Source organism: Leptolyngbya sp. AS-A5, assembly GCF_039962495.1.
In the GTDB taxonomy this organism is placed as follows: domain Bacteria; phylum Cyanobacteriota; class Cyanobacteriia; order Leptolyngbyales; family Leptolyngbyaceae; genus Leptolyngbya.
Window position 1 is genome coordinate 90362 of record NZ_JAMPLL010000004.1, and the last position, 23157, is coordinate 113518.

Annotated in this window: 19 protein-coding genes and 2 pseudogenes; 11 read left to right on the forward strand and 10 right to left on the reverse strand. The window is 46.5% G+C overall.

From position 1 onward, the window contains the following. Nucleotides 1-206: 206 nt before the first annotated feature. Complete coding sequence (locus NC980_RS07275; protein ID WP_190378256.1) at nucleotides 207-707, forward strand: orange carotenoid protein N-terminal domain-containing protein; 501 nt, start codon at nucleotides 207-209, stop codon at nucleotides 705-707. A gap of 95 nt (nucleotides 708-802) precedes the next feature. Next, nucleotides 803-1222: an alternative ribosome rescue aminoacyl-tRNA hydrolase ArfB gene (arfB, locus tag NC980_RS07280; protein WP_190378257.1), complete on the forward strand. Its 420-nt coding sequence runs from the start codon at nucleotides 803-805 to the stop codon at nucleotides 1220-1222. On the opposite strand, the gene NC980_RS07285 is transcribed toward arfB, so the two are convergent. From NC980_RS07285 to NC980_RS07295, 3 genes are read right to left on the reverse strand one after another with little or no spacing between them, the layout of a single operon-like run. Next, nucleotides 1219-1470: a hypothetical protein gene (locus tag NC980_RS07285; protein ID WP_242027095.1), complete on the reverse strand. Its 252-nt coding sequence runs from the start codon at nucleotides 1468-1470 to the stop codon at nucleotides 1219-1221. The two genes, arfB and NC980_RS07285, sit on opposite strands and share 4 nt — an antisense overlap. A 29-nt stretch (nucleotides 1471-1499) precedes the next feature. Continuing rightward, complete coding sequence (locus NC980_RS07290; RefSeq protein ID WP_190378258.1) at nucleotides 1500-3752, reverse strand: CHASE2 domain-containing protein; 2253 nt, start codon at nucleotides 3750-3752, stop codon at nucleotides 1500-1502. After that, nucleotides 3733-4569, reverse strand: coding sequence for a FecR family protein (locus NC980_RS07295; protein ID WP_190378259.1), 837 nt, complete (start codon nucleotides 4567-4569; stop codon nucleotides 3733-3735). The genes NC980_RS07290 and NC980_RS07295 overlap by 20 nt, the downstream gene beginning before the upstream one ends. Nucleotides 4570-4721: 152 nt before the next feature. On the opposite strand from NC980_RS07295, the gene NC980_RS07300 reads away from it, so the two are divergent. Beyond that, nucleotides 4722-6686 carry an FAD-dependent oxidoreductase gene (locus NC980_RS07300; RefSeq protein WP_190378260.1) on the forward strand — a complete coding sequence of 655 codons (1965 nt, stop codon included), beginning with the start codon at nucleotides 4722-4724 and terminating at the stop codon, nucleotides 6684-6686. A 322-nt stretch (nucleotides 6687-7008) separates the two neighbouring features. On the opposite strand, the gene ggt is transcribed toward NC980_RS07300, so the two are convergent. Next, nucleotides 7009-8601 carry a gamma-glutamyltransferase gene (gene ggt, locus NC980_RS07305; protein WP_347272811.1) on the reverse strand — a complete coding sequence of 531 codons (1593 nt, stop codon included), beginning with the start codon at nucleotides 8599-8601 and terminating at the stop codon, nucleotides 7009-7011. 269 nt (nucleotides 8602-8870) lie between these two features. On the opposite strand from ggt, the gene NC980_RS07310 reads away from it, so the two are divergent. Both NC980_RS07310 and NC980_RS07315 read left to right on the forward strand, forming a co-directional pair. Next, entirely contained in the window at nucleotides 8871-9959 is a 1089-nt protein-coding gene (locus NC980_RS07310; protein ID WP_190378262.1) for a hypothetical protein, read from the forward strand. A 265-nt stretch (nucleotides 9960-10224) separates the two neighbouring features. Then, nucleotides 10225-10917: a response regulator gene (locus NC980_RS07315; protein WP_190378263.1), complete on the forward strand. Its 693-nt coding sequence runs from the start codon at nucleotides 10225-10227 to the stop codon at nucleotides 10915-10917. Nucleotides 10918-11127: 210 nt separating this feature from the next. Here the strand turns inward: NC980_RS07315 and NC980_RS07320 are convergent, their stop codons facing one another. Then, a complete protein-coding gene (locus NC980_RS07320; RefSeq protein WP_190378264.1) occupies nucleotides 11128-11433 on the reverse strand; it encodes an RNA-binding protein in 306 nt (101 codons plus the stop codon). A 390-nt stretch (nucleotides 11434-11823) separates the two neighbouring features. Here NC980_RS07320 and NC980_RS07325 point away from each other — a divergent pair. Beyond that, nucleotides 11824-12027: pseudogene (locus NC980_RS07325) on the forward strand (DNA-binding protein). After that, nucleotides 12024-12433: pseudogene (locus tag NC980_RS07330) on the forward strand (type II toxin-antitoxin system death-on-curing family toxin). The pseudogenes NC980_RS07325 and NC980_RS07330 overlap by 4 nt, the downstream one beginning before the upstream one ends. A gap of 186 nt (nucleotides 12434-12619) precedes the next feature. Here NC980_RS07330 and NC980_RS07335 read toward each other — a convergent pair. Next, complete coding sequence (locus tag NC980_RS07335; protein WP_190378265.1) at nucleotides 12620-12970, reverse strand: hypothetical protein; 351 nt, start codon at nucleotides 12968-12970, stop codon at nucleotides 12620-12622. A gap of 172 nt (nucleotides 12971-13142) precedes the next feature. On the opposite strand from NC980_RS07335, the gene NC980_RS07340 reads away from it, so the two are divergent. After that, nucleotides 13143-13550 carry an ester cyclase gene (locus NC980_RS07340; protein WP_190378266.1) on the forward strand — a complete coding sequence of 136 codons (408 nt, stop codon included), beginning with the start codon at nucleotides 13143-13145 and terminating at the stop codon, nucleotides 13548-13550. 169 nt (nucleotides 13551-13719) lie between these two features. Here NC980_RS07340 and bchB read toward each other — a convergent pair whose 3' ends face one another. From bchB to NC980_RS07355, 3 genes are all read right to left on the reverse strand, one after another. After that, a complete protein-coding gene (bchB, locus tag NC980_RS07345; RefSeq protein ID WP_190378267.1) occupies nucleotides 13720-15246 on the reverse strand; it encodes a ferredoxin:protochlorophyllide reductase (ATP-dependent) subunit B in 1527 nt (508 codons plus the stop codon). Nucleotides 15247-15608: 362 nt separating this feature from the next. Then, entirely contained in the window at nucleotides 15609-16385 is a 777-nt protein-coding gene (locus NC980_RS07350; RefSeq protein ID WP_190378268.1) for a MinD/ParA family protein, read from the reverse strand. A gap of 220 nt (nucleotides 16386-16605) precedes the next feature. After that, nucleotides 16606-17529, reverse strand: a complete 924-nt coding sequence (locus tag NC980_RS07355; RefSeq protein WP_190378269.1) for a GAF domain-containing protein — start codon at nucleotides 17527-17529, stop codon at nucleotides 16606-16608. Nucleotides 17530-17687: 158 nt separating this feature from the next. Between NC980_RS07355 and NC980_RS07360 the strand changes: the two genes are divergently transcribed. From NC980_RS07360 to NC980_RS07370, 3 genes are read left to right on the forward strand one after another with little or no spacing between them, the layout of a single operon-like run. Continuing rightward, the gene (locus tag NC980_RS07360; protein WP_206753838.1) at nucleotides 17688-19190 is read left to right on the forward strand and encodes a hypothetical protein; all 1503 of its coding nucleotides are present in this window, start codon (nucleotides 17688-17690) and stop codon (nucleotides 19188-19190) included. Nucleotides 19191-19197: 7 nt separating this feature from the next. After that, nucleotides 19198-22134 carry an ATP-binding protein gene (locus NC980_RS07365; protein WP_199298645.1) on the forward strand — a complete coding sequence of 979 codons (2937 nt, stop codon included), beginning with the start codon at nucleotides 19198-19200 and terminating at the stop codon, nucleotides 22132-22134. A gap of 43 nt (nucleotides 22135-22177) precedes the next feature. After that, complete coding sequence (locus tag NC980_RS07370; RefSeq protein ID WP_190378271.1) at nucleotides 22178-22555, forward strand: response regulator; 378 nt, start codon at nucleotides 22178-22180, stop codon at nucleotides 22553-22555. 52 nt (nucleotides 22556-22607) lie between these two features. Here NC980_RS07370 and NC980_RS07375 read toward each other — a convergent pair whose 3' ends face one another. After that, a complete protein-coding gene (locus NC980_RS07375; RefSeq protein WP_190378272.1) occupies nucleotides 22608-23120 on the reverse strand; it encodes a cyclic nucleotide-binding domain-containing protein in 513 nt (170 codons plus the stop codon). Between the last annotated feature and the right edge of the window lie 37 nt (nucleotides 23121-23157).

Genomic DNA, 23157 nt, shown 5'->3' on the forward strand with positions numbered 1-23157 from the left:
AGCGACGAAGACTGCTCAAGCATCCTCCTAGTAACAAGCGCATGAGCCAGTAATCATCGAGTTGTACTTAATCAAGTCGTACTTAATTCAGTCTCCACCTTTTTATAGGGGATCGCTCTGTGTGAGGGAGATAACCTTAAAACGATTCGTAAGACAACGAATTTTTTGGAAACTTTATTCCTCACAACACTTTGGAGACTCCTTTTATGACTTCGATTAATACAAACAATACCGATCGAGCCGTCTCAGAATTTCAAAAGCTGCCGATCGAGGAGCAACTTGTCGCACTCGGAACGCTATTCAAAGAAGTCTCTGGATCAGTCCCGTCCTCAGCTTTGAGTACCTCTTCTAGCAACGAAATTTCGACGCTGATCGATGAAATCAAATCACAGCGACACGATGAACAACTCCAAACGCTTGGTGATTTCCTGACCAATAAGGTTGATCACTTCGATGGCGTTGCACTCGATCCACATCCGAGCAAAGCTCTGTTAGAACTGCTTCCCGGTAGCACTCAACCGCCGCTCGCACGCTACGAAGCGTTAGATGCAAACTCTCGGATCGCATTCTGGTATCAACTCGGTCAAGAATTTAGCAGCAGCATCCCGACCAATGCTCAAGTGTCGCCGAAAGCAACTGAATTGCTGTCTTCGGTACGATCGCTTAGTGCGGAAGAAAAAGCCGCTTTCCTGGGTCAACTCGTATAGATGAATGAAGCGCGATCGTAACCCACGCGATCGCGCTTTCTTGCAGGTCTTATTCGATTTAGTTAGTCTATGGAAGTGCGTATCTTCCTGGAACAATGCTGCAAATTTCTAAAACGATCTCCATCCCCGACTCGGAGATTGAGCTGAGTGCGATTCGTTCTCAAGGTGCAGGCGGACAAAATGTGAATAAAGTGGCAACTGCAATTCATCTCCGGTTTGATATTGCGGCTTCTTCGCTGCCAGAACGGATCAAAACTCGCCTTCTGGAGCGAAATGACAATCGGATCACCAAAGATGGCATTGTGGTGATTAAAGCGCAATCACAGCGTACACAAGAGCAAAATCGCGAAGAAGCTTTGGATCGGTTAAAAGACCTGATCAAGAGCGCGATCGTCGTACCAAAAAAACGGAAGCCTACAATTCCAAGCCGCAGTGCTCAAAAGAAGCGGCTCGACAGCAAAACTAAGCGAGGACACATCAAAGCGCTCAGAGGCAAAGTGACCAACAGCGATTAGAACACTCGATAGTAAAACAGCACTTCAAACAACAATGCAGCGACAATCGGAACAACGATCGGAATGATCACCACATATCCCCATTTATCAAACCGAATCGGTTGATCCTTTGGCTTCAGAATATAAGCCCCTGCTGCGATGCCCGCGATCGTGCAAAAGATGCCAAACACTAGAAAAATAACGAATCCTGACTGCGGTACTCCCATGTTGTCTCGGTAAGGAACAAGTAAGTAATAACGCTTCAGCATAGTGTGATCGGATCTTTAAGCTTCTCTAGCTATTGATAGGTTTTACCAGGTTGGATGGGAAGTTGCACCGTGAACCTTGTCCAACCCTGATCGCTACTGACTCCGATCGTGCCTTGTAGCGATTCAACTAATTTTTGTACCAGCGCAAGCCCTAGTCCTGAACCCCCTTGTTTCCAGGGATCAGCGTTAGGAACCCGATAGAAGCGCTCAAAAATTCTCGATCGCGCTTCTGGAGGAATTTCAACTCCCGAATTTTTGATGCTAAGTTCCACATGAGGTGCAATCCAGTCTGCAAACACGATAATGTGCTCCGTCGGTGGAGTGTATTTGCAAGCATTGTTGATGAGTTCTATCAGAATTCGCTCTAGTGCTGCACGATCGCTATGCAAAACGGGAAGCGCCGGGCTGATCTCAAGTTCAAGCGTTTGTTGTCGCGATTCTGTGCGACGAAAAAATGGTTCTAGCAGTTCAGGCAGCCAAGTTTCGAGATCGATCGGGGTCACGTCAATCGATTGTCGTCCGGACTCTAGACGTTGCAGATCGAGTAACGTATTCACTAATTCGGATTCGCGATCGCATTCGGCATTCAGTATTTTAATGTATTGCTCTCTCTGTGATTCCGTCTTTGCAATCTTAAAAAGCTGTAATGCCATTTTCATGTTGGTCAACGGCGCTCTCAATTCATGAGAAACGGTACTTAGATATTCATCTTTCAGTTCGCTAAGCTGCTGTAACTCTTCAATCTGGTAGTCTAAATTAAGTTCGATCGTTTTGTAAATAGTGATATCTTCTAACGCAATCAAAATACCATCAGCGCGAATTTCTAGCGGTTCGATCTGAAACCGAAACCAGCGCTCTTGTCGCAATTGCTCTGTTGCAATTCGATAGGGATGTTGCAGAACTGCTTGCCATTGTTCAGGATTAATCCAATTCGGAACTAAAATCGGTTCAAGCAAACGACCCGCTTGAATGTTTAACATCGAAGCAGCGATCGCATTACAAAACCAAACTCGCCCCTCTAAATCACACGCCACTAAAGCAATCGGTAAACAACGTGCAATCGTAGCTTGCGTGGCTTGCGATCGTCCTAACTGATCCACTAGCGTTGTTAATCGCGTTAACTCTTGCATTGATGCAAACTGAGCCAAATTTTCCGCATCCTGGGGTTCAGATTCGATATGATAGCGTTGCTGAATCTGTTTGATCTGCTGTTCTAAATTCCTGTGAATTCTTGATCGCTCAATTAGTACCGTCGCGATCATACTTATCGTAATCAACCCAATTGGCGGAAGAATTGAAGGCAAATAGTTTGCGTTTAGCAATGCAAGACTTGTTCCAACCCAACCTGCTACCGCAACTGTCGCGATCGCAAGTTGAATTTCTGTGCGCCAATAGCTAAGTAATAAACTAAAACTAAGACTCCCGATCGCAGAGATCAAGAGTAACAGCACGAACGGGGGCTGTATCGGAGTTAAAAGATTTCTCTGCAATAGGTTATTGATCAGCGTCGCTTGAACATGCACACCGCTTGCAGCAGGATTGCGGTCAAACGGAGTTGGATGTGCATCGATCGCCGTCGCCGTCACTCCCACAAGTACAAGTTTGTCTCGAAACGCCGAATCGGGAATTTCTCCGCGAATCACCCGCGCAAATGAATACTGTGGCGCTGCATCAGCCCGTCCTACCCAGTTCAGCCAAATGCGCTGACTAAAATCGGGGAGCGCGATCGCCTCTCGCAGCATTGAATAAGTCAGCGTCGCCGCGATGCCAAATGCCCAAACCTGACGGAACTGCGGCTCAATCGATCGTGCAATTCCATCCTCGTCTGACTGAATCCGAATATGTCCACTTGCCACGGTTGCTGCCTCAAGCTGCGGAACCGGAAGCAACGGTAAACCGCCTTTACCCTCTGCTTGCGTCAAAACGACTCGATTTGATCGTGCGATCGCCGCTGCAAATGCAGCATCCTCCGGAGTTAATTCAGAAAACAAAACGTCGATCGCAATCACACCTGCATCTGCTTCGGTCAACCGATCAATTAATTTGACATATTGCGTTCTCTTCCAAGGAAATCGCCCGAGTTGCTTAATGCTGTCATCATCGATCGTCACTAGCACCAAGCGATCGTCCCATTGCCGCTCCCCCCGTAACCGAAACAAGGCAGAATACGCCACTTGCTCAAACGGCTTGATCCACCCGAAATTGATCGAACCCATCACCAGACCGAGAGCGATCGCACCTGGAAGCAAGCGCCATCCAGCTCTACTCAAGCGCCAGTTCATAAGTTTGAGATTTGCCTAATGGAGTGATTACTTCCACCTTAACCCGTAAAAACGAGACAGCTAAAAACCCTGAACTGCGAAACGCACCATTGCGATCAAGAATTTGGGGAACTTCGTTGATTCTGACGATATTGACTGGATCGACACGACCGACAATTTGAACCTTGCGGACTCCACGATCGATTCTCCTGACCAATTGCGCTCTTAACGTCGTGTCATTCCGCAACGGCACCGCAGGCGAGGGACGCTCTCCCGGAATCGTTAGATTCTGAAATCCACGCGGCACCCAAACTCGTCCCCCTTGCGCCGCTGTCACCACTGCACCCGTTAGGGTTGCAATTCCTGTCTTACCGTCCGGTTGTACTGCAACCCCAAAATCTGTACCCCGTACTCCACTGAGTCCAGCAGGCGTTTGAATCTCTAGCTGAGATCCACGATTTGTAAATCGCCGAAGTTTCAAGCGCACTTGTCCGCGTGTGACATTGAGGTGAGTGATTCTACCGTTATTACCTGCGACCTCTAATCGCCGTACCCTTAATCGAGTTGATTCTAGAACGTTAATGACTCCGACCCCTGTGTCTAGCAGCAAATCAGCCCTCGAATTCACTCCGGTTGTGATGCCCTCACCGATCGCTTGAAGTCGATCGCCTACTCGCGCAGGTCTTGATCCAGAGGGGCGATCGTAATTTACACTGCCAACCATTCGTTGAACGAGTAGCCAGCGATCGGCGCGAACTCGCAAATCTCTCGTTTGTGCGAGGGCAAAAGTTGGAATACAGCAGGCTAGAAAAACGCAAGATAGGATAGACGCTCTCATGAGAAATTTTTGCATACTTCTAAATTAATGCATCTTTTATTTCATCAGAATATTTAGGTCTGTAACATTTCAAGCCGCTCTATTCTGTTAAGCGAATTGCTCAGGCGTAATTAAATAAATTGATACAGAAGTAATGCAAGGACAGCGTACTGATGAAGTTCTTTCTAAGAGTTGGGATTGGCTTTAGTCTATTTTTTCCACTTTCGGCTCGGCTTGTTGAGGCGGCAACACCTCGATCAATTGATCAACAAGTCAGCTGTGAAATTCTCGTCGTGGGCGCTGGAACCGCAGGAGTCGCGGCAACTTACGAAGCATTAAAGGCAGGGCGTACCGTTTGCCTGACAGAGATTACTGACTGGATGGGTGGGCAAGTTTCGGCTCAAGGAACCTCCGCACTCGATGAACGAGCAACGCAGCGATCGCAGTTATTTTTTCCACGCGGTTATACCAATTTTCGTCAGCGAATTCTGGCGCAAAACAGAGATAGAAATCCGGGTGCTTGTTGGGTGAGTCTGGTCTGTTTTATGCCGAAAGAGGGACATGAGATTCTACGAATGATGTTAGGAGAAGCGGAAAAAGAAGGCAAAGGCAAGCTTTATTTCTTTCCAAATACAGTGGCAAAATCGATTGAAACTACTGGGTCGCAAATTCAATCGATTCGTGCGATTCAACACCGCCCTGCGCCCAATGCCGCACCCCTAAATACCTATCCCCTATCTCAAACGATCGTCGATAGCTATACCGAGCAAGATTCGCCGTTATTGCAAAAGAAAATCATTCAGTTCGTTCCCCCCGCTTCAGGAAAATGGTATGTGATCGAGGCGACCGAAACCGGTGAACTCGTTGCTTTAACCGATGTGCCTTACCGCTTAGGGTTAGATGCTCGATCGTATGTCAATCCCTCGTCGTCGAGCGAAACGGATTATCCTTACTGTCCGCAAGGTTACACCTACACTTTTGCGATGGAGGCAACTGCAACTCCACAACCTGCGACACCTCCCGATTTTTACCCCCGTTACTCACAGTCCTACAGCTTTAATGACCAGCGTTATGCAGAGACACCTGAACTGGTGTTCACCTACCGTCGCATTCAAAGCCGAATTCCGGGTACGGGGAGTCGATCGGTGAATCCCGGTGATATTTCAATGCAGAACTGGAATTGGGGCAACGATTACGCACCTGGAACAAGCCTGGATAACTACATTTTGTCGCGGGAACAACTGCGGGCTTCTGGACAACTCAATCCGAATGGCTGGCTCGGTGGGTTGCGCGTGGATGGACTGCGCGGCGGTGAAGAGCAAGCGATCGGCTTTTTCCACTGGTTTCATTCGGGCACAACGGACGCAAAACTCTCGACCAAGAAGCCTTTTCCGAATTTGCGCTATCTAACTGGATTCGATTCCCCAATGGGCACAGCGCATGGGTTATCCAAGTATCCGTATATGCGTGAATCTCGTCGGATTATTGGCAGACCTGCTTACGGATATGCAGAAGGCTTTGCGATCGATGAAGTCACGGCATCTCGAAAAGATTTTAGCGAGGAGTATTATCAGAATCTGGGTGATCGCACGTTTCGCAATCTCGCAACCGCGATCGCGGGATTGCGGACGATCGACGTGATTCGGGGTCGCATTGACCCGAAAACTGTGAAAACCCTGGGTCGATCGCATATTTATCCAGATAGCGTCGGCACCGGACATTACCCTCTTGATTTTCACCCTTGTATGGTGACTTCTCCGCCTGAAAAACCAGGCAATCAAGAGCGGCAGGGAGAGCGGCAGGGTGCAGATGAAACCTATCCGTTCCAGATTCCACTGCGATCGATGATTCCGCAAAAGCTAGACAATATGCTGGTTACGGGGAAAAGCATTGCGATGAGTCACATTGCGGCGGCGGCATATCGGGTGCATTCGATCGAATGGTCTGCGGGGGCGGCGGCGGGAACCACGGCTACTTTTTCGCTGGAAACTGGCATTGCACCGTTTCAACTGGTTGAGAATTTACCGAATCCCAGCCCGAATTTAGAGAAACTGCAACAGCGCCTGAATGCGAACAACAATCCGACTGCGTTTCCAGGAACATCGATTTTGAACACAAATTGGCAGAACTGGAAATAATAGTCTTTATACGGAATAGACAAGAGTTGAGGATTTAATGGCAACGTCGCTGCTACCGTCTCATCCGAGAGCCGCAAAAGTCATTCACGATTTAAGTTGGGAGCAATTTGAGGAACTCGATCTCTCTTTAGTTCGATGAGTTTTTCGCTTCGATTTGAGTCCGTTCGCCCCCTAAATCCCCCATTCTGGGGGACTTAGATAAAGAGCAATTCCCCAAGTTTTGGAGGTTTCCTACCTTTCAAAGTCTCCCACAAGTGGGGGATTTAGGGGGCTGCCCACTGCTCCAAACGCAGCCAAGAACTTATGTCGAACTCACGCGAACTTAATATCCGGCTGCAACGCCTTCTCCACGCGGATCAGCCGCACCCTCGATCGACCCATCCGGCAGAATCACGATCGCGTTTGCATTTCCCCATTTTCCGCGTTGTTGAATTTGATGTCCTCGACGTTGCAATTCTGCGATCGTGAGTGGATCAAGTCCCCATTGCTCAACCATTAATCGATCCGGTTGCCATTGATGATGAATGCGTGGGGTTGCGATCGCTCGACGCACATCCATGTCGTACACCAGAACATTGAGAATCGTTTGCAGAACCGTTGTGATAATCGTACTGCCACCAGGCGCACCGACCGCCATTTTGAGTTTTCCATTTTCGGTGACGATCGTGGGAGTCATGCTAGAAAGCGGAGTTTTCCGGGGTGCGATCGCGTTCGCTTGACCTCCAACCAAGCCAAACGCATTCGGAATATTTGGTGCGATCGCAAAATCATCCATTTCATTGTTTAAAACAATTCCGGTTCCTTTAGCGACAATGCCTGCACCAAATCCGAGATTGATTGTGAAAGTGAGGCTAACGGCATTGCGATCGCGATCCACGATCGTTAAATGACTCGTTTCCGTTGATTCTCGCGATAGTTTTTGTAGAACTGCTGGATCGCCTGGTTTAATTTGAGTTGCAGCCTTTTTCGGATCGATTTCTCGGCGGCGAATTTTGGCATATTCAGGACTAATCAGCGCAGAGGTCGGAACTTTGACAAAATCCGGATCACCGAGATAAGTGGCACGATCGGCATAAGCAAGTCGCATCGATTCGATCAGTAAGTGCAACGCATCAGGATTACGCCAACCCATCGATTTGAGATCAGTATCGCCAATCAGATTGAGAATCTGAAGCAAATGCACTCCACCCGAAGAAGGCGGCGGCATTGAGCAAACCCGCACCCGTCGAAAATTCCCGCAAACCGGATCACGCCAAATAGGGCGATACTGCTTGAGGTCTTCCAGCGTCATCAATCCGTTATTCGCTCTCATGTCCCGCACGATCTCACTCGCAATCTTGCCTTGATAAAAACTATTCGGATCTTGAGCGATCGCCCTCAAAGTCGCGGCTAACTCCGTCTGTCTGAGAATTTCCCCCGGTTGATACGGCTTGCCATTGCGCGTAAATATCTTGCGGGCTTCCGCGTTCTGAAGTTTGCGCGATTCGGTTGCTTGGGTGAATCGATAACTCACCGCAAATCCAGATTCCGCCAGAACGATCGCAGGCGCAACCACCGTCTTCCAAGGCAATTTTCCATACTTCTGGTGCGCTTGATAAAGCCCTGAGATCGTTCCCGGTGTCGCCACAGCTAGGTATCCATCCGTACTCGCATTCGGGCGCACTTTCCCCTGAGCATCTAAATACAAATTCTGGGTTGCTTTAATCGGGGCACGTTCGCGAAAGTCGAGCGCTTTCATCTCATTGTTCCGCGCCTGATAAAACAGCAAAAATCCACCGCCCCCAATCCCCGCACTAAACGGCTCTACCACTGAAATTGCTAACGTCGTCGCTACCGCCGCATCGATCGCATTCCCTCCCTGTTTGAGAATATTCAGCCCCACTTGAGAAGCCAACGGATGCGCGGATGCGACCATGCCTTGACGAGTGCGATCAAGCGAAACAGACTGCGATCGAGCGATCGGCACTTGAATCACAACACTGATGGCAATCAAACCAGAAAGAAAAAAGCGTTTCATCATGCAGGATGTAAAGAGGTGCGGTATTGTCAAAATTCTGACACAGCAATTCACTCTGAATATTTTTGCGTCGATCGCAACACTCTCGATTAAACTGAAATCTCAGATTTTCAAAATCTTGCTTCATCAAACGAAAAAAAACGGCTTTCAATCGAGGAATCTACCTTATGCGTCACGGTCGATCCGCAACTCCCCTAAACCCCAAGCTGCAACAAGCACTAAGCTGTCTAGATTTGCGCCTAGAAGATGAACTCACGCGCTATCGTCGGCAACGTGCGGGATTAAGCGTTGCCCCGATCGTTCTGCGTCCAAAGCAACCACAGAAAAAACCGCTCGAACTCGCAGCAGCAACCGACACTGAAGCGCCTGCCCTCCCTCAAGCCCCTCCAAAAGCGATTTCGTTCGATCTCGGTACCTCTTCTATGTCGGATCAATCGATTGCAGCAGCAGACACCGACGAGAGCGCAATGATTCCCTACGAGCCAGAAACCGCAGGTGCCGCCCTCTTTGAGATTGCCAATCCCGGTGAGCAAGCGCCTGCCGAGGATTACCTCGAATCGTCTGAGCAATTGCTAAAAAGCCTCAAGCGCGAAGAAGCCAAAGTTGAGGTCGAGCGCGGATTTCTGCAAAGCTTATCGACTCCGCTTGGAATTGGCTCGATGCTGACGCTGCTTCTCTCTAGCGCCATGTTGGGCTATGTGATTATGAATCCCTCAGCTCTGAGTGGCATTGCTCAAAAAACAACCCAGCCCGAAACCACAGAAACATCAGCCCCCCAAGAAACCGCATCCAACAGCCTTCCGACTTCTCCGCGCCTCGATCGCGATGAGTTTTCCGACTTGGGACTCGACACGCTAACAGCACTCAGAACGAAGCCTTCACCTGCTGCGATCGCGCCTTCTCCCAGCCCGTCTCCGACCGTATCGCCTGCTGCACCGAGCGCGATCGTTGCTCCTGCTGCGTCTCCGTCTCCTGCTCCGGTGACAAGCTCTTCGATGCTGCTACCTTCGGTTACTGTTCCAAAGACCTCGAATCCCTCTCCCCCTACCGCAGCCGAAAGCTTGCAGTACAAAGTTGAAATTCCATTTACCGGAGATCAATCTTTAGCAACCGCCCGTCAAGTGGTACCCGATGCCTTTGTCCGCTCTGACGGTAAGATTCAGCTTGCAGCAACCTTGAGTGAAGAAGCTGCCCAAAAGAAAGTCCAAGAATTAAAAAATCGCGGACTGACGGCAGAAATTCGCAAGCCGCATTGAACGATCGTTAAATTGTAAATATTTTGTGAAAGGCAGCCTAAGAAACCAACCCCCCGAAGCCACTTCAGCTAGAGAATGGATTGCATAATAGTCGTGAGGTTAACCGCACAACCAACTAAAGTTGGTGTTGCTTGATTGATTCGGTGCGGTTCAACTCACTCGTTATACTGCTAAGTCCTCGGTAGGGGCGTACCTAAAAGTTATCTGTTGGTGTTTGATGTTAGAGTAAATTTCAAATTCTATTCAAATTCTAATTGGGTGAACAGTGAGTGTTGACGATGTTGTTAAGCTGCTTGATGCCGTTACGAAACTGCTAAACGTCCTTATCTGGCCAGCAGTGCTTCTGTTCATTCTGATCCGATTTGGTCGAGACTTACGTGATTTCTTCTCAAGTTTGGGTGAGTTATCCCTGAAAGGAGCTGGATTTGAGGCTTCTTTAAAGAGAAAACAGGCTGAAGTTTCTGCTGCTTTGGCGGCGGCGGCAGCATCTCGTTCTGATGGAGATACAAATCGTGAGAGTGCTGCGAAAGAAGCAAAAATAGCCGCAGATATTGTTTCTGAAGTCGTTACACCTCGCGTCATCAGACGTGCAAGTAGGTCAACAGTTTTGTGGGTTGACGATTACCCCAACAACAATATTTATGAACGTCAAGCACTAGAGGCTTTGGGTGTTAATTTCGTACTGGCAACATCGACAGAGGAAGCCCTGAAGAAAATTTCTCGACAAAAATTTGACGCTATCATCTCTGATATGGGGCGACCTCCTGATTCCCGTGCAGGCTATACGCTCCTCGACCAGCTACGGTCTAATGGTGATCAAACCCCGTTCATCATTTATGCTGGTTCAAGGAATCCAGAACAAGTTGCAGAATCACGTCGTCATGGTGCTATCGGATGTGCGAATAATGCAAATGAGTTGTTTGAAATGGTGCTGTCTACCTTAGGTCGCGCAGTATAACAACTGCGGTGCAACGGATTGACCGAAGCCGCTTGGGTGAGATGAGAGGTATTGGCAACCGCTGACCCGAGCCGTTAGGCTGATTTGCGGTATGAATTAAGCAGCCCCAAATTGCTGAGTTAGAACCAAGAAGGGTTCAAGCATTTCTGCTTGAACCCTTCTTGGTTAGGTCTAACCTCTACAGGCAGACTAATAACTCAGCTTCGATATTTAGTAGCCACGAGAGAAGTTATTGCCGCTTCTACGATCGCCACCAAATGATCCGCCGCGATCTTCACGAGGCTTGGCTTTATTGACCTTCAAATCGCGACCCATCCACTCCGCACCGTCTAGTGCTTCAATGGCAACTGCTTCCTCAGAATCTGCGCCCATTTCTACAAAACCAAAGCCGCGCATACGACCAGTTTCACGATCTACAGGAAGCTGAACTCGCTTTACGGATCCATATTCTGCAAATACAGAAGTCAGATCGGCATCAGTAACGTCATAGGACAGGTTGCCTACATAAATTGACATAGCTTGTCTCCAAAAATAAAGGATGTGTAGAGTAAATTTTCGGAGAGAAGTCTGTCAATGGAAAAACTTGAAAACTCGTTAATACTAGAAACAAATGTTGCTAACCGATATCTATGCTCTGAAATCAGTCTAGCACGTTTAAAAGCTTCTGGGTGTTTTGAGGTTATGAGATCAACGAATATTTACTTAGTGAGTATTTTTACTTATATCTGGCGGGCAGCCTAACGAGTCGCTGCACCGGAACGCCGCAAAGCGGTGGTTGAGATGCAATAATTATTCACGTCCGGTGAGCTTCGTCGTTAGCTGGCTTCGTTTTTAGGCTGGGACGGTATAGCGAGATTATCAGTTAGAAGTGAATGTTAAACTTGATTGAGAAACACTAGGAGAGCGATCTCTGTAGCTCCTATCACAATTGATCTTTCGGACAGCCAATTCCAAAAGCTATAGGATTTAGCAATAGTGCATGGCATTGCGACTGAAGTGCTTTTGAAGGCAAGCCTAGAGGATTGGCTAAATCTACAAAAAGGCGATTTTGTTAATGCAGCCGATTATGTACTGATGAAGAATGCTGAACTGTATCGACGTTTGGCATGATCCACTATCTGACGCTAATAGAGATATTAGAACTGCATCGCAGAATTCTTGATCAATCCGGTGGAGCGTTAGATATCCAAGATGTAAGTTTGTTAGAGTCAGCAATTGCCCAACCCCGAATGACGTTTGGCGGAGAAGATCTATATCCAAGTTTGCTGGAGAAAGTAGCAGCATTAGGATTTTCGGTCATCATGAATCACCCATTTGTAGACGGAATAAACGTACAGGTCATGCTGCGACGGAGACTTTTCTTATTCTGAATGAATTGGAAATTGATGCCTCTGTGGATGAGCAAGAGCGTGTAGTCTTAGCGATCATATCAGGTGAGCTAGGACGTGAGGCATTTGTGGAGTGGCTACGGCAGCACACAGCACCAGCTAACAACCCCAGTGCAGCGGACAGTTGAAAGCAATTGGTGGTGAGTTCGATGTTGATTACCGCCGCTCAGCTTGGTCGTTATGCGGCTTAAGTTATGGGTGTAGAAGTTCCTAAAAGTTTTCTGTTTTACAGGACAGAAGGTTGATAAGCCAATCGCAAAAAATCTTACTGAGGTAATGCCGGTCTGGATGTTTGAACACAGTTTCTCCAATCCTTACCCTGGAACAGCAGGTACATCTCGGAGCAAGTCGGGTTCGTTGTGTAGAAAGGTAATTTGCAATGTCCCGACTAGCTCTTGCTCTTTCAGCATCGAGTCATGAACAGGCATGAGCTGCTTCAGGCTCTCTTGGCTCAACTCTAACCCTGTCTCCTTCAGCTTTGCAGAGAGTTTGTCCAAATTAGCGATCGGAACCTGGAAGTTAATACAGATTAGAATATTTGAGTACAGGTGGAAATCGGTAATCCAGGCTCCTGCTTGATTAATTGCCTCACTTACACGATCAGTTATTCCAAGCCGTTCTGCTCTAGTAAACCCATCCAAACGTAGGAACTTTTGCCCAGACATAAGCTAATTTCTGTTGCGAATCAGCTACAATATAGCCAAAATAAGCGGATATATCGTCGCCCTATGACAAACCACTTGCCCGCCAACCGTATCAGCATTATTGATTGAGTCCGAGAGATTACTAGCGGTGGGTGAAGCAGAACGTTAGACGGCAACTAATGAAGGATGATCTATGTCGATAGAGGAAGAAGCTAAAGCAGTGGTTCGCCAGTATGTAGCAGCCTTTAACCGGGGTGATTTGAACGAGTTGAAGGCGTTGCTTGCTGAGGGGGCTGAGATTCAGGGTGTCATGGGCAAAGGGCTCATCGAAAAGATTGAACCCGTTTGGCGTCAACTTATTGAGGGCTACGGTATGCAGCTTAAGATTGAGGAGTTGATTGCTGAAGGCAATATCGTGGCAGCAAGATATGTCGAGACAGGGACTTTCTGGGCACCGGCGTTTGGGAATCAGCCTACCGGGAAATCCTATGAGCTCATCGCCATAGAATGGTTTGAAATAGAAGATGGAAAGATCAAGCGCCGTTGGGGTGCTAGGGATGCCGCATCCCAGGCGCGTCAACTCGGTATTCCGCTGCCGTAGCTTACAGACATACCGCCTAGAAAGCCGCTGAACCGGAACAGAACATAACCCGTTGTCAGGTTTGTCAGGTTGCAAGGATACTGCCGTCCGGTTAGCTCAATCGTTAGAGAGCAGTTGTTGAAACCCCACGATCGCCAATCCTATCATCGACGATCGCGGTAATCTCTCTTTATGCGCCAACCGCTTCTTTTGCAGCGTAAAGCACTTCAGCGGTGATTTGGGTAATGTTACGATCGCGAGCAAACTTCTCAGTATTGCGCTTCACCTTACCCCGCACAAATCCCGGAATCCGATTCAATTCCGCGAGTCCATCCTTGCTCCAACTGAGATCTGATTCTGCCGAAACCGATTTAGTAATCACTTCTTTCGTATCGTGACCGCCAAAGATTTCGAGCAGGTGATCTTCCATTCCCAGGGTGAACGAGTTGTAGATCAAATCCACAATCTGATTGCTGCCTTCATAACCCACAAATGGTTTGTATCCAACCGGGAAGTTTTGAATGTGAATCGGAGCCGCAATCACACCGCAGGGAATATCCAGTCGTTTGCCGACGTGGCGCTCCATCTGGGTTCCAAAGATTGCAGCAGGTTCAAGACGGGCGATCGCATCAGCAATCTGCGCATGATCTTCACTAACTAAAACATCATCACAGTATTCACCAACTTGATCTCTAAACCATTCCGCATCGTACTTACAATAGGTTCCCGCTAGCAATACATGAATTCCCATCTCACGCGCAAGAATTTTGGTGATTGCAGCAGCGTGTGTGCTATCTCCAAAGACAACCGCTTTTTTACCTGTGAGGTTTTGACAATCAATCGATCGAGAAAACCAAGCTGCCTGTGACACATACCGCGTTTGCTGATCAATGAACGGCTCATAATTGACATTTGCACCTTGCTCATTGATCACTTGCTGAATTTTGCGAATACAACGCGCCGTTTCAACAATTCCCATCGGGGTAATGTCGATGTAGGGCGTCCCAAATTCCTGCTTGAGATATTCAGCAGTAAGCAAGCCTGTCTCGCGATACGGAACCAGGTTAAACCAAGCACGGGGAAGCGTTTTGAGTTCGTGAACGCTTGCACCTTGAGGTACGATCGCATTCACTTCAATTCCCAAGTCCGCCATCAATTTCTTTAGTTCCGTTGCATCGTGATTGTGATGAAAACCGAGCGTGGTGAGTCCGAAGATATTCACCGAAGGCTTTTCGGTTTTCTCAGTCACCAAGTCGCCTTTCTTACGAGCTTTTGCAATATAGAACTGCACAATCTGTTGCAGAGTGCGATCGGCGGCTTGCAGTTCATTCACCCGATAGTGATTCACATCGGCTAACATCACATCGCCCTTGGCTTCAAGCTGTGCCCGCTCCACAAAGTTCTGCAAATCTTCCTGCAAAATACTTGATGTGCAAGTGGGAGTTAGGACAATCAGATCGGGATGTTCTTCGGCATCTTTGCGCGTAATGTTATCCACAACTTTTTCTTGCGATCCACGGGCGAGAACATTGCGATCGACCACGCTAGTTGTGACCGGAGTATAATCGCGTTCGCGTTCTAACATCGATCTCATGACATTAAAATAGTCGTCGCCGATCGGCGCGTGCATGATGGCATGAACGTTTTTAAAGGAACTGGCGATGCGGAGTGTGCCAATATGGGCGGGGCCTGCATACATCCAGTAAGCTAATTTCATAACGGGTGTCTCCCTTATCGTGCAGTGAAGGGTATAAGAACTGCTTTAGCATTGTCGCAAAGGAACTGGATGCGTTGGCACTTGCTTTGTGATGTGTTACGCGATCGGATTTCGCTTAAAACAGCCTAAACCTCCCGTCAAGCGAGGCTTACAGCAAAATCAGACTCAGGATATTCTTAACACTGCTTAGACTATCGACACATTTCTCTACTGAGTATCTTGTAGAAAAACCGATCAGGCTTTGGCTTGAGTTCGGTGATCGTACAGCATGATTACCTTACTCAAGGTGGTTAAAATGGCATCAGTCTCCAAGGAGAACGCACCAGCATGAATACTGAGCCATTTCATGCTCTAAACAGTCTTTAGAACATCATCAATTTTTCTGCTACAGCATAAACTTCTTGCGTAAATGGATGGTTTGGGTACTGTAAACAAAACACGCCACTACTAGCAAGCTGTAGTATTTCCTCGTTTTCTTGAAATAGTCCTGCTACCATTGCTTCGTAGTTTGCTTCTACTTGCTGTCGAATGGTCTCGCGATCGAAGGCTTTGGGCATCTTATTCACAAGCAGCATGAGATTGGGAACATCTAGCTTGCGAGCAACTTCTAGCGTCACTGCTGTTCCTAGATAATCCTGGCGATCAGGACGGAGGATCACAACCATTGCATCAGAAATTGCGATCGACAGAAGCGTTTCTTCGTTCAGACCAGGATGCGTGTCGATAAATAGAAAATCCAGGTTTAACCGATCCAAAAGCTCCTGAAACCCATCATTCAAAAGCCCAACATCAAATCCTTCGCGCAGAACTTTAGCAATTTCGCCTGCCTTTAAGCTGGAAGGAACTAGAAAGATTTTGCCAGCAATCGTAGCTGATTCTCCACTTGCATCTTTCAGGTGATTAGTTACATCATAAGCAGTCTGCTCAAGGGTGCAATTTCCCCAGAGGTAATCGTTTAGCGAGTATGTCATCTTCTCTTCGTCTAAGCCGAAAATGACGTGAATCCCTGGTGATTGAATATCGGTATCAACAATGCAAACCCGCTTCCCTTGGCTGGCAACAGCAGTGGCAATGTTCGCGGTGAGGTTGGATTTGCCCGTGCCGCCCCGAAACGAATGAATGGAGATGATCTGAGACATGACTTTGTATGCCTTATATGCCTAAGTGGGTTGCTATTAGTATGGGAAAACTCGCGATGAAACTATCAGGAGAACTTGGCTCATCAAGTTTCAACTATAGCGATCCTGTTTGAGCCGTGAACGCTAAAAGGAGTAGGGGGTAGGGGACTGAAAAGGGAATGACACCCCACTCGCCACTTTGCAACTGACTTAGAATCGCTATAGATTACATTCCGAAAGTTTACCGACGGTTTCTTCGTAGCTGTCCTGCACGTTGCTGTAGCTGTTGGAAATACTCAGTTTCAGTAATTTCTGTGACCTGTCGCGATCGCTTTGCAGCATCGACTTCAGAACGCAGTTCCTGTAATTGCTGTTTCAGTTTTTCTTCGCGGGCTTTTGCTTGTTGCACTTGCTGTTGATGGAATTGAGCATTTGCGATCGCTTGCACTGCCTGAGACGATACAGTAGAAAGCAATTTAAGGTGTTGAGCCGTGTAATGGATTGCTTGGTGATGGATTACATTCATTGCACCAATTACGCCTTGCTCGGTTTTGAGCGGAACGGTGATGAGCGCTTGAATCAGTTGCGATTCGGTATAAGAGGGATTGAACCTTGCATCGATCGCAACTTCGTTGACAATTTCGCCTTTTGCCGTTGTAAGAACAGTTGCGGTGAAGCGTTCGATCATAGACTGTTCGACGTGATCAAAGCTAAAAGTGCGATTGATTGCTTTATTCGCTGAATCTGTGAGCAAAATTGAAGCAGCCGTGGCAGGAATTAATTTACGGACTTCGGTGAGAACGGTTTGACAGACGATCGTTAGGTCTAAGCTTGTTGTGAGCTTTTCAGACAGGTTATACAGCAAGTTAATTTCACGGTACTGGTCTAACACTTCATCGGCTAACGTTTTGAGTTCTAATTCTCGATTACAAAAGTCGGTCAAAATAGTCGCGATGATTTGTGCATCTTGAGCGCCAATAACCCAACCAAGCAGTCTTTCGCCTGCAAATATAGGATATTTCTCAGTTTGAGCCGGATCTGGCTTTCCCTGCAACAGTTTTCCAGAGTCATCCTGAATTTGTACAGGCAGATTCAGCGTACTGATTAATGCCGCGATCGTTGCTTCTGATTGTTTGAGAACACGCTTTAAATTAACTCGTACCATTTGCTGAGCTACATTGTGGGGCTGAGTTAGGTTAGTATGCCCATTTCTCACAGAAGTAGAATTCTCTGTTCGTAATCTTTTGAAAGTTTGGGTCTTCTCGGAGTGCAATGGGCATTCTGAAAGTGAACTGCTCAAAACATCGATCGTGCAAAAAGCCCGTGTCACACTTAGTTATTAACAAAGCGATCTCACTTCTTCTTCTGATTATGGTGGGTTATTTGCTCAAACCCAAATTCAGCAGTGAGACTTCTGTTGGAGCAATTCGAGCTTTTATTCTGAGTGCGGCACTCCCTGCAACGATCTTTTCATCAACGATCGAGATTGATACTCGTCTTGATTTAGTGCTTTTGCCTTCGTTTGCTTTAGCCGTCAATCTCTATCTGATGCTAATTGGCTTTGGTTTAACCTATCTTCTCATTCCCAAAACTGAGAAGTCAAAAAGACGCGCTCTTGTTTTATTGTTTCCTTCGCTTGCACCTGGATTAACGGTGTACCCATTTGTTGAGCAATTCTTAGGAACTCAGGGTTTAGCTTGGGCAGCTTTAGCAGATATGGGAAATAAATTTTTTGTTCTAATTGGTTTATATGCGTTAGCAATAATTTGGTATCAGGGAAAAGCAAAATGTTCTAATTCTGAAATAAAACCTCATTGGCAACAGATTGGACTGTTTTTGCTGAGTGAGCCTGTCAATCTTGCGATCGTTCTCGGTGTGATTCTCGCCACTTCTGGGATCAAGTCTGTTTCGCTTCCGGTTGCTGTATTGGATACAATCCAGAAGCTTGCGCTTTGTGCAACACCGCTCATTTTAGTTTATGTAGGGATTTCGCTCAACTTGAAGTCTTTGCGATTGGGCACAATTTTGATGGTGTTGCTTGCGAGGGCGGGTGCTGGATTTTTGTTAAGTGCGGCTGCGATCGCGCTAATTCGTCCTACCTCAGAAATCACGATGCTCATGATTGCTGTGCCACAAGCATCCTGTAGCTTATGGTCACTACTTCATGGAACTCGAATTAATCAACAAAGTTCGGAAAAGAATCAAAAATTATTCTTTGATACTGAATTCGCTACAGCTTTACTGGCGATGTCTTTTCCCTTTTCGATCGCGGTTCTTCTAATCGTCTTTTCTAGTGGCAGCTTCTTTAGCTCAACAGTTCATCTCGGACTGATAGGCATCGCCCTTTTAGGCATCTTCAGTTTATTTCTATTATTGAGGCAGATGTCGATCGGGTGGCAAAATTCGATTGTAGTTAGCTTAAGAAGCTCGTTTAAACCGAAGCCAAAAAATCAAGAATACCTGAAAGAAAAAGCGCTCCCAATTGAGACGAAGCATGTGCAAGATTCGCAATCGCATCTTCATAGACTGAAAGACATTAACCAAATTGTTACTCGATACCTGCATTCCGAGATTAAAGATCCCAATGTTGCTCTAAAAATTCAATATCTAATCAAAGGACGAGTGCTGGTTATATTAGGTCAACATAAAGATGGTCATTTCATTAGCTTAGATATTGTTTTTCAACATTTAGAGAAAGAAATTAAATTGCTGGAATTGGAATTTTTAGACCAAATTCGGTTTTGTTTCAAATATATCGACCAGAAAGAGTTATATACCTGCTATTCGCTGACTCTAGACTCTCCTGCAAACAACCCCTGTAGCTAAATTCAACATGATTCATTTACCCTGGATTCAACGCAAAAAGTTTTCACTCAACAGCGCAAAATTCAATCCTAATAGAATTATTTCTACGCTTTTAGTGGGCGGATCGATCGTTACAATCGGAGCCATCGCGTTCGGAAGCTATTGGGTTGTGCGCGGCTTAATCCTCAATACCCTAAAGAACAATGCACTTTTAAAGGTGGAAAAAGCAGGCAGTGATATCGATACTTGGTTAGCTCAACAACTGGGTAGTGTTGAAGCACTGGCAAATAGCTACGAAATTCGATCGATGAATTGGGACATTGCAGAGCCTTATTTGCAGTTAGAAAAGGATCGATTGGCTAATTTTTGGATGTTTATTCTTGTGAATCCAGACGGAACATATTACACCACTCGTTTGGGATTTGCGAAAGGAAAAAATCTCAACGATCGAGAATATTTTCAACGAGCAATGAAGGGTGAATCGAACGTCTCAGATATGATCATTTCTCGTACCACGGGCAAACGTCAAATCAACATTTCAGCGCCTGTATGGTCATTTCCTCGTGCAAACTACGCTCAGCTTCCTAAAGATAGAATTGATATCCGCTCTGGTAGTTTGGCGTTCTACAATCTTCCCAGCAATCCATCCAAACAACCAACAGTAATTGGCAATTTAGCCGGAAACATTGCGATCGCTCAAGTCTCGGAAGTAGTCGCCAACACTCAACTGGGAAAAGGGAGCTATGCTTTTGCATTAGACTCGAAAGGTGTTCCGATCGCACATCCCGATTCCAATTTGACCGAGGGCACTCAAAGCTTTCTAGATAGCAATAATCCAGCATTAGCGAACATTGCGCGTTCAATGGTCAATCAACAGCACAATGTTAATTTGATGCAGCTTGATGATCAATGGGTCTATGTTGCTTATGCACCGATTCAAAAAGCAAAATGGTCAGTGGCACTAGTGATTCCGCGAGAGAATCTAGAGCAGCAACTCAATGCCCTCAACTTGCTTGCCTCAGTTGTTGGAACATTGTTAGGACTGGCAACTCTAGTTGCGCTACAACGAGTGCGCCAACTAAGCGAAACCCGCGATCGGGCGATTCAGGAAGCTTTGTTAAACAAACAAATCGCTCAAACTAGCACTCAACTTCAAGATGCTCTCGCTTATCTCAGTGCCATCATTGATAATCTAGTCGATGGATTATTGGTCACCGATATCACTGGCAAAATCACGCACTGTAATCCTGCTTTGTCCAAGATGTTTGACATCGATTTAACAAACTTAGCTCAGCCGAACTGTACAGCCCTGTTTAGTCAAGAAATTACGGATTTAATTGCTCAAACTCAGAGGCATCCAGGTCAGGTTTTTACGGCTGAGCTTGCCCTCAATCGTGGTGGTATTGGTAAAGCAGTTGCCACTGCGATTTTGAAAGTTGAACAGTCTGAGGGTCAACGCTGCTCCTCGATCGGCTCTGTGATCCTCATTCGCGACATTACCTCTGAAAAAGAAGTGGATCAGATGAAGACTGATTTCATTTCAACAGTTTCTCACGAACTTAGAACGCCGTTAACTTCGGTGTTAGGCTTTGCCAAAATCATCAAAAAGAAACTCGATGAAGTAGTCTTTCCAGCCGTAGTGAGCGAAGACCGAAAAATGCAGCGAACTATCCGTCAGGTTGAAGATAACATTGACATCATTGTGTCAGAAGGAATGCGCCTGACTTCACTAATTAATGATGTGTTAGATATTGCCAAAATGGAAGCGGGCAAAGTCGATTGGAAGATGGAGCTTCTAGATGTGGGCGAAGTCATTGAACGTGCGATCGCAGCCACCTCTGCATTGTTTCAAGCCAAGAATCTTGAGCTGATTCGGCAAATTGAACCATTGCCGAAAGTGATGAGCGATCATGATCGTATTGTTCAAGTAGTAATCAATCTGATTTCCAATGCTGTCAAATTTACGGATCAGGGCGCTGTTCTCTGTAAAGCGATTCGCGTTGAAGATGATGTTTGTATTAGTGTGATTGATTCCGGTACTGGAATTGCGGCGGAAGACCATGAAAAAGTGTTTGAGAAATTTAAGCAAGTTGGTGACACCTTAACCGACAAGCCAACAGGAACAGGATTAGGGTTGCCCATTTGTAAACAGATTGTCGAACACCACAAGGGGAGAATTTGGGTTGAGAGTGAACTCGGAAAAGGTAGCACCTTCTCGTTTACGCTGCCAATTCAAATCGAATCAAACCAGGTTCAAAAAATCGATTTCAGTACGCTGGTGCAGCAGCTTCGAGAACAAGTGATTCACCAGGATTCTGAGACCCATCGCTCGCATAAAACGATCCTTGTCGTTGATGATGAAGCGCCGATTCGAGAACTATTGCGGCAAAACCTAGAAGCAGAAGACTATCAGATTTTAGAAGCGAAAGATGGTAGGGAAGCGGTCGCGATCGCCAAACAGCACAAGCCACACCTGATCATTCTTGATGTGATGATGCCGGATATATCAGGCTTCGATGTTGCCGCGGTGCTGAAAAATGACCCGCAAACGATGGGTGTTCCTATCATCATTTTGTCGATCGTAGATGACAAAGAGCGTGGCTTGCAGATTGGAGTCGATCGCTATCTAACCAAGCCTATCAACACAGAGCTATTGTTACATGAAGTCGATTCGCTGATTGCTCAAGGAAACTCTCGTCGCAAAGTCCTCGTAGTGGATGAAAATGAATTGGCGACGAAAACCCTGGTCGAAGTGCTACAAGCTCAGGGATTTACTGCGATCGAAGCGTCAAACGATGCAGAATTGATTGAAAAAGCGCTCTCTACTCAGCCCGACACGGTGATTGCAAACGCGGAGTTTTGGGAACATTCAACGGCAGTAAAAACCTTAAAGTTTGAAAAAGGACTCGAAAACGTTTTCCTTCTCTTAATTGCAGACAATCAATCTGATTCAACGTTGCTTTAAGCCACCCTCGATAAGCCTCTCAACTCCTGGAGAAACAACAGCCATGTCACAAAAAATCTTGATCGCTGATGATGAATTTCACATTCGTCTGCTGCTGGAGCAGACTTTAGAAGAGTTAGAAGATCAAGGGATCGAGCTACTGACTGCAACGAATGGGCGCGAAGCACTAGAAATTATCCAGACCGAGCTTCCCCAATTGGTCTTTCTCGATGTCATGATGCCTTACTTAAACGGTTTTGATGTTTGCGCGACTGTTAAACACGAATTGAACCTACAAGATGTCTACATCATTATGCTGACCGCAAAAGGGCAAGAGTTCGATCGACAGAAAGGTATAGAAGTAGGGGCAGACTTATATATGACGAAGCCTTTTGATCCAGACGAAGTGCTTGAGAAGTCAATCCAAATTTTAGGACTATAGCACCATCAAAAAGCCCCTTTGTATCAGGGGCTTTCAGCAATCACTGAATCTACTAATGCAAATAAATTTGAATTCCCACCACGATCGCAACCAATAACACGATTGGAATTCCGATCGCTGCCATTCCGTTATGACTTTTCACAACACGGGCTTCATGGCTAACGACCGCTTTTTTAATCGTCTCGTGCATCTCCTCGCGCAGCTTAGCCATTTCCGACTCTAGACTATCTGTACTGTAGAGTTGCCGCAAGCGATCAAAGGTATCACGAGCCATCACTAAGCTATCTTCAGGACGGCGAAATAGAATATCCAAGATTTCGGTGTGACTGAAGACCAGAAGCTTTAATGGTTCTACAGCTTTAACAGTGGACGATCGGGGCTTGCGATCAATGATTTCAACCTCTCCGAACACTTTACCAACACCGAGAGACTTCGAGACAACATTCCCCGTCTCAGGATAAGTATCAATGATTTCAACTTTACCAGCCTTAATTAGATAGACTGATTCGCTTTCGTCTCCTTCACAGTAAATCGTTTCACCCGGCGAATAGGTGCGCTTTTCCATAATGCTAATTTTCACAGGAGCGATAGTTTCACCGCTA

Coding starts and splice junctions, on each gene's coding strand:
- NC980_RS07275 (WP_190378256.1), top strand. CDS start 207: ATGACTTCGATTAATACAAACAATACCGATCGAGCCGTCTCAGAATTT.
- arfB (WP_190378257.1), top strand. CDS start 803: ATGCTGCAAATTTCTAAAACGATCTCCATCCCCGACTCGGAGATTGAG.
- NC980_RS07285 (WP_242027095.1), bottom strand. CDS start 1,470: ATGCTGAAGCGTTATTACTTACTTGTTCCTTACCGAGACAACATGGGA.
- NC980_RS07290 (WP_190378258.1), bottom strand. CDS start 3,752: ATGAACTGGCGCTTGAGTAGAGCTGGATGGCGCTTGCTTCCAGGTGCG.
- NC980_RS07295 (WP_190378259.1), bottom strand. CDS start 4,569: ATGAGAGCGTCTATCCTATCTTGCGTTTTTCTAGCCTGCTGTATTCCA.
- NC980_RS07300 (WP_190378260.1), top strand. CDS start 4,722: ATGAAGTTCTTTCTAAGAGTTGGGATTGGCTTTAGTCTATTTTTTCCA.
- ggt (WP_347272811.1), bottom strand. CDS start 8,601: ATGGTCGCATCCGCGCATCCGTTGGCTTCTCAAGTGGGGCTGAATATT.
- NC980_RS07310 (WP_190378262.1), top strand. CDS start 8,871: ATGCGTCACGGTCGATCCGCAACTCCCCTAAACCCCAAGCTGCAACAA.
- NC980_RS07320 (WP_190378264.1), bottom strand. CDS start 11,433: ATGTCAATTTATGTAGGCAACCTGTCCTATGACGTTACTGATGCCGAT.
- NC980_RS07335 (WP_190378265.1), bottom strand. CDS start 12,970: ATGTCTGGGCAAAAGTTCCTACGTTTGGATGGGTTTACTAGAGCAGAA.
- NC980_RS07340 (WP_190378266.1), top strand. CDS start 13,143: ATGTCGATAGAGGAAGAAGCTAAAGCAGTGGTTCGCCAGTATGTAGCA.
- bchB (WP_190378267.1), bottom strand. CDS start 15,246: ATGAAATTAGCTTACTGGATGTATGCAGGCCCCGCCCATATTGGCACA.
- NC980_RS07350 (WP_190378268.1), bottom strand. CDS start 16,385: ATGTCTCAGATCATCTCCATTCATTCGTTTCGGGGCGGCACGGGCAAA.
- NC980_RS07355 (WP_190378269.1), bottom strand. CDS start 17,529: ATGGTACGAGTTAATTTAAAGCGTGTTCTCAAACAATCAGAAGCAACG.
- NC980_RS07365 (WP_199298645.1), top strand. CDS start 19,198: ATGATTCATTTACCCTGGATTCAACGCAAAAAGTTTTCACTCAACAGC.
- NC980_RS07370 (WP_190378271.1), top strand. CDS start 22,178: ATGTCACAAAAAATCTTGATCGCTGATGATGAATTTCACATTCGTCTG.
- NC980_RS07375 (WP_190378272.1), bottom strand. CDS start 23,120: ATGGAAAAGCGCACCTATTCGCCGGGTGAAACGATTTACTGTGAAGGA.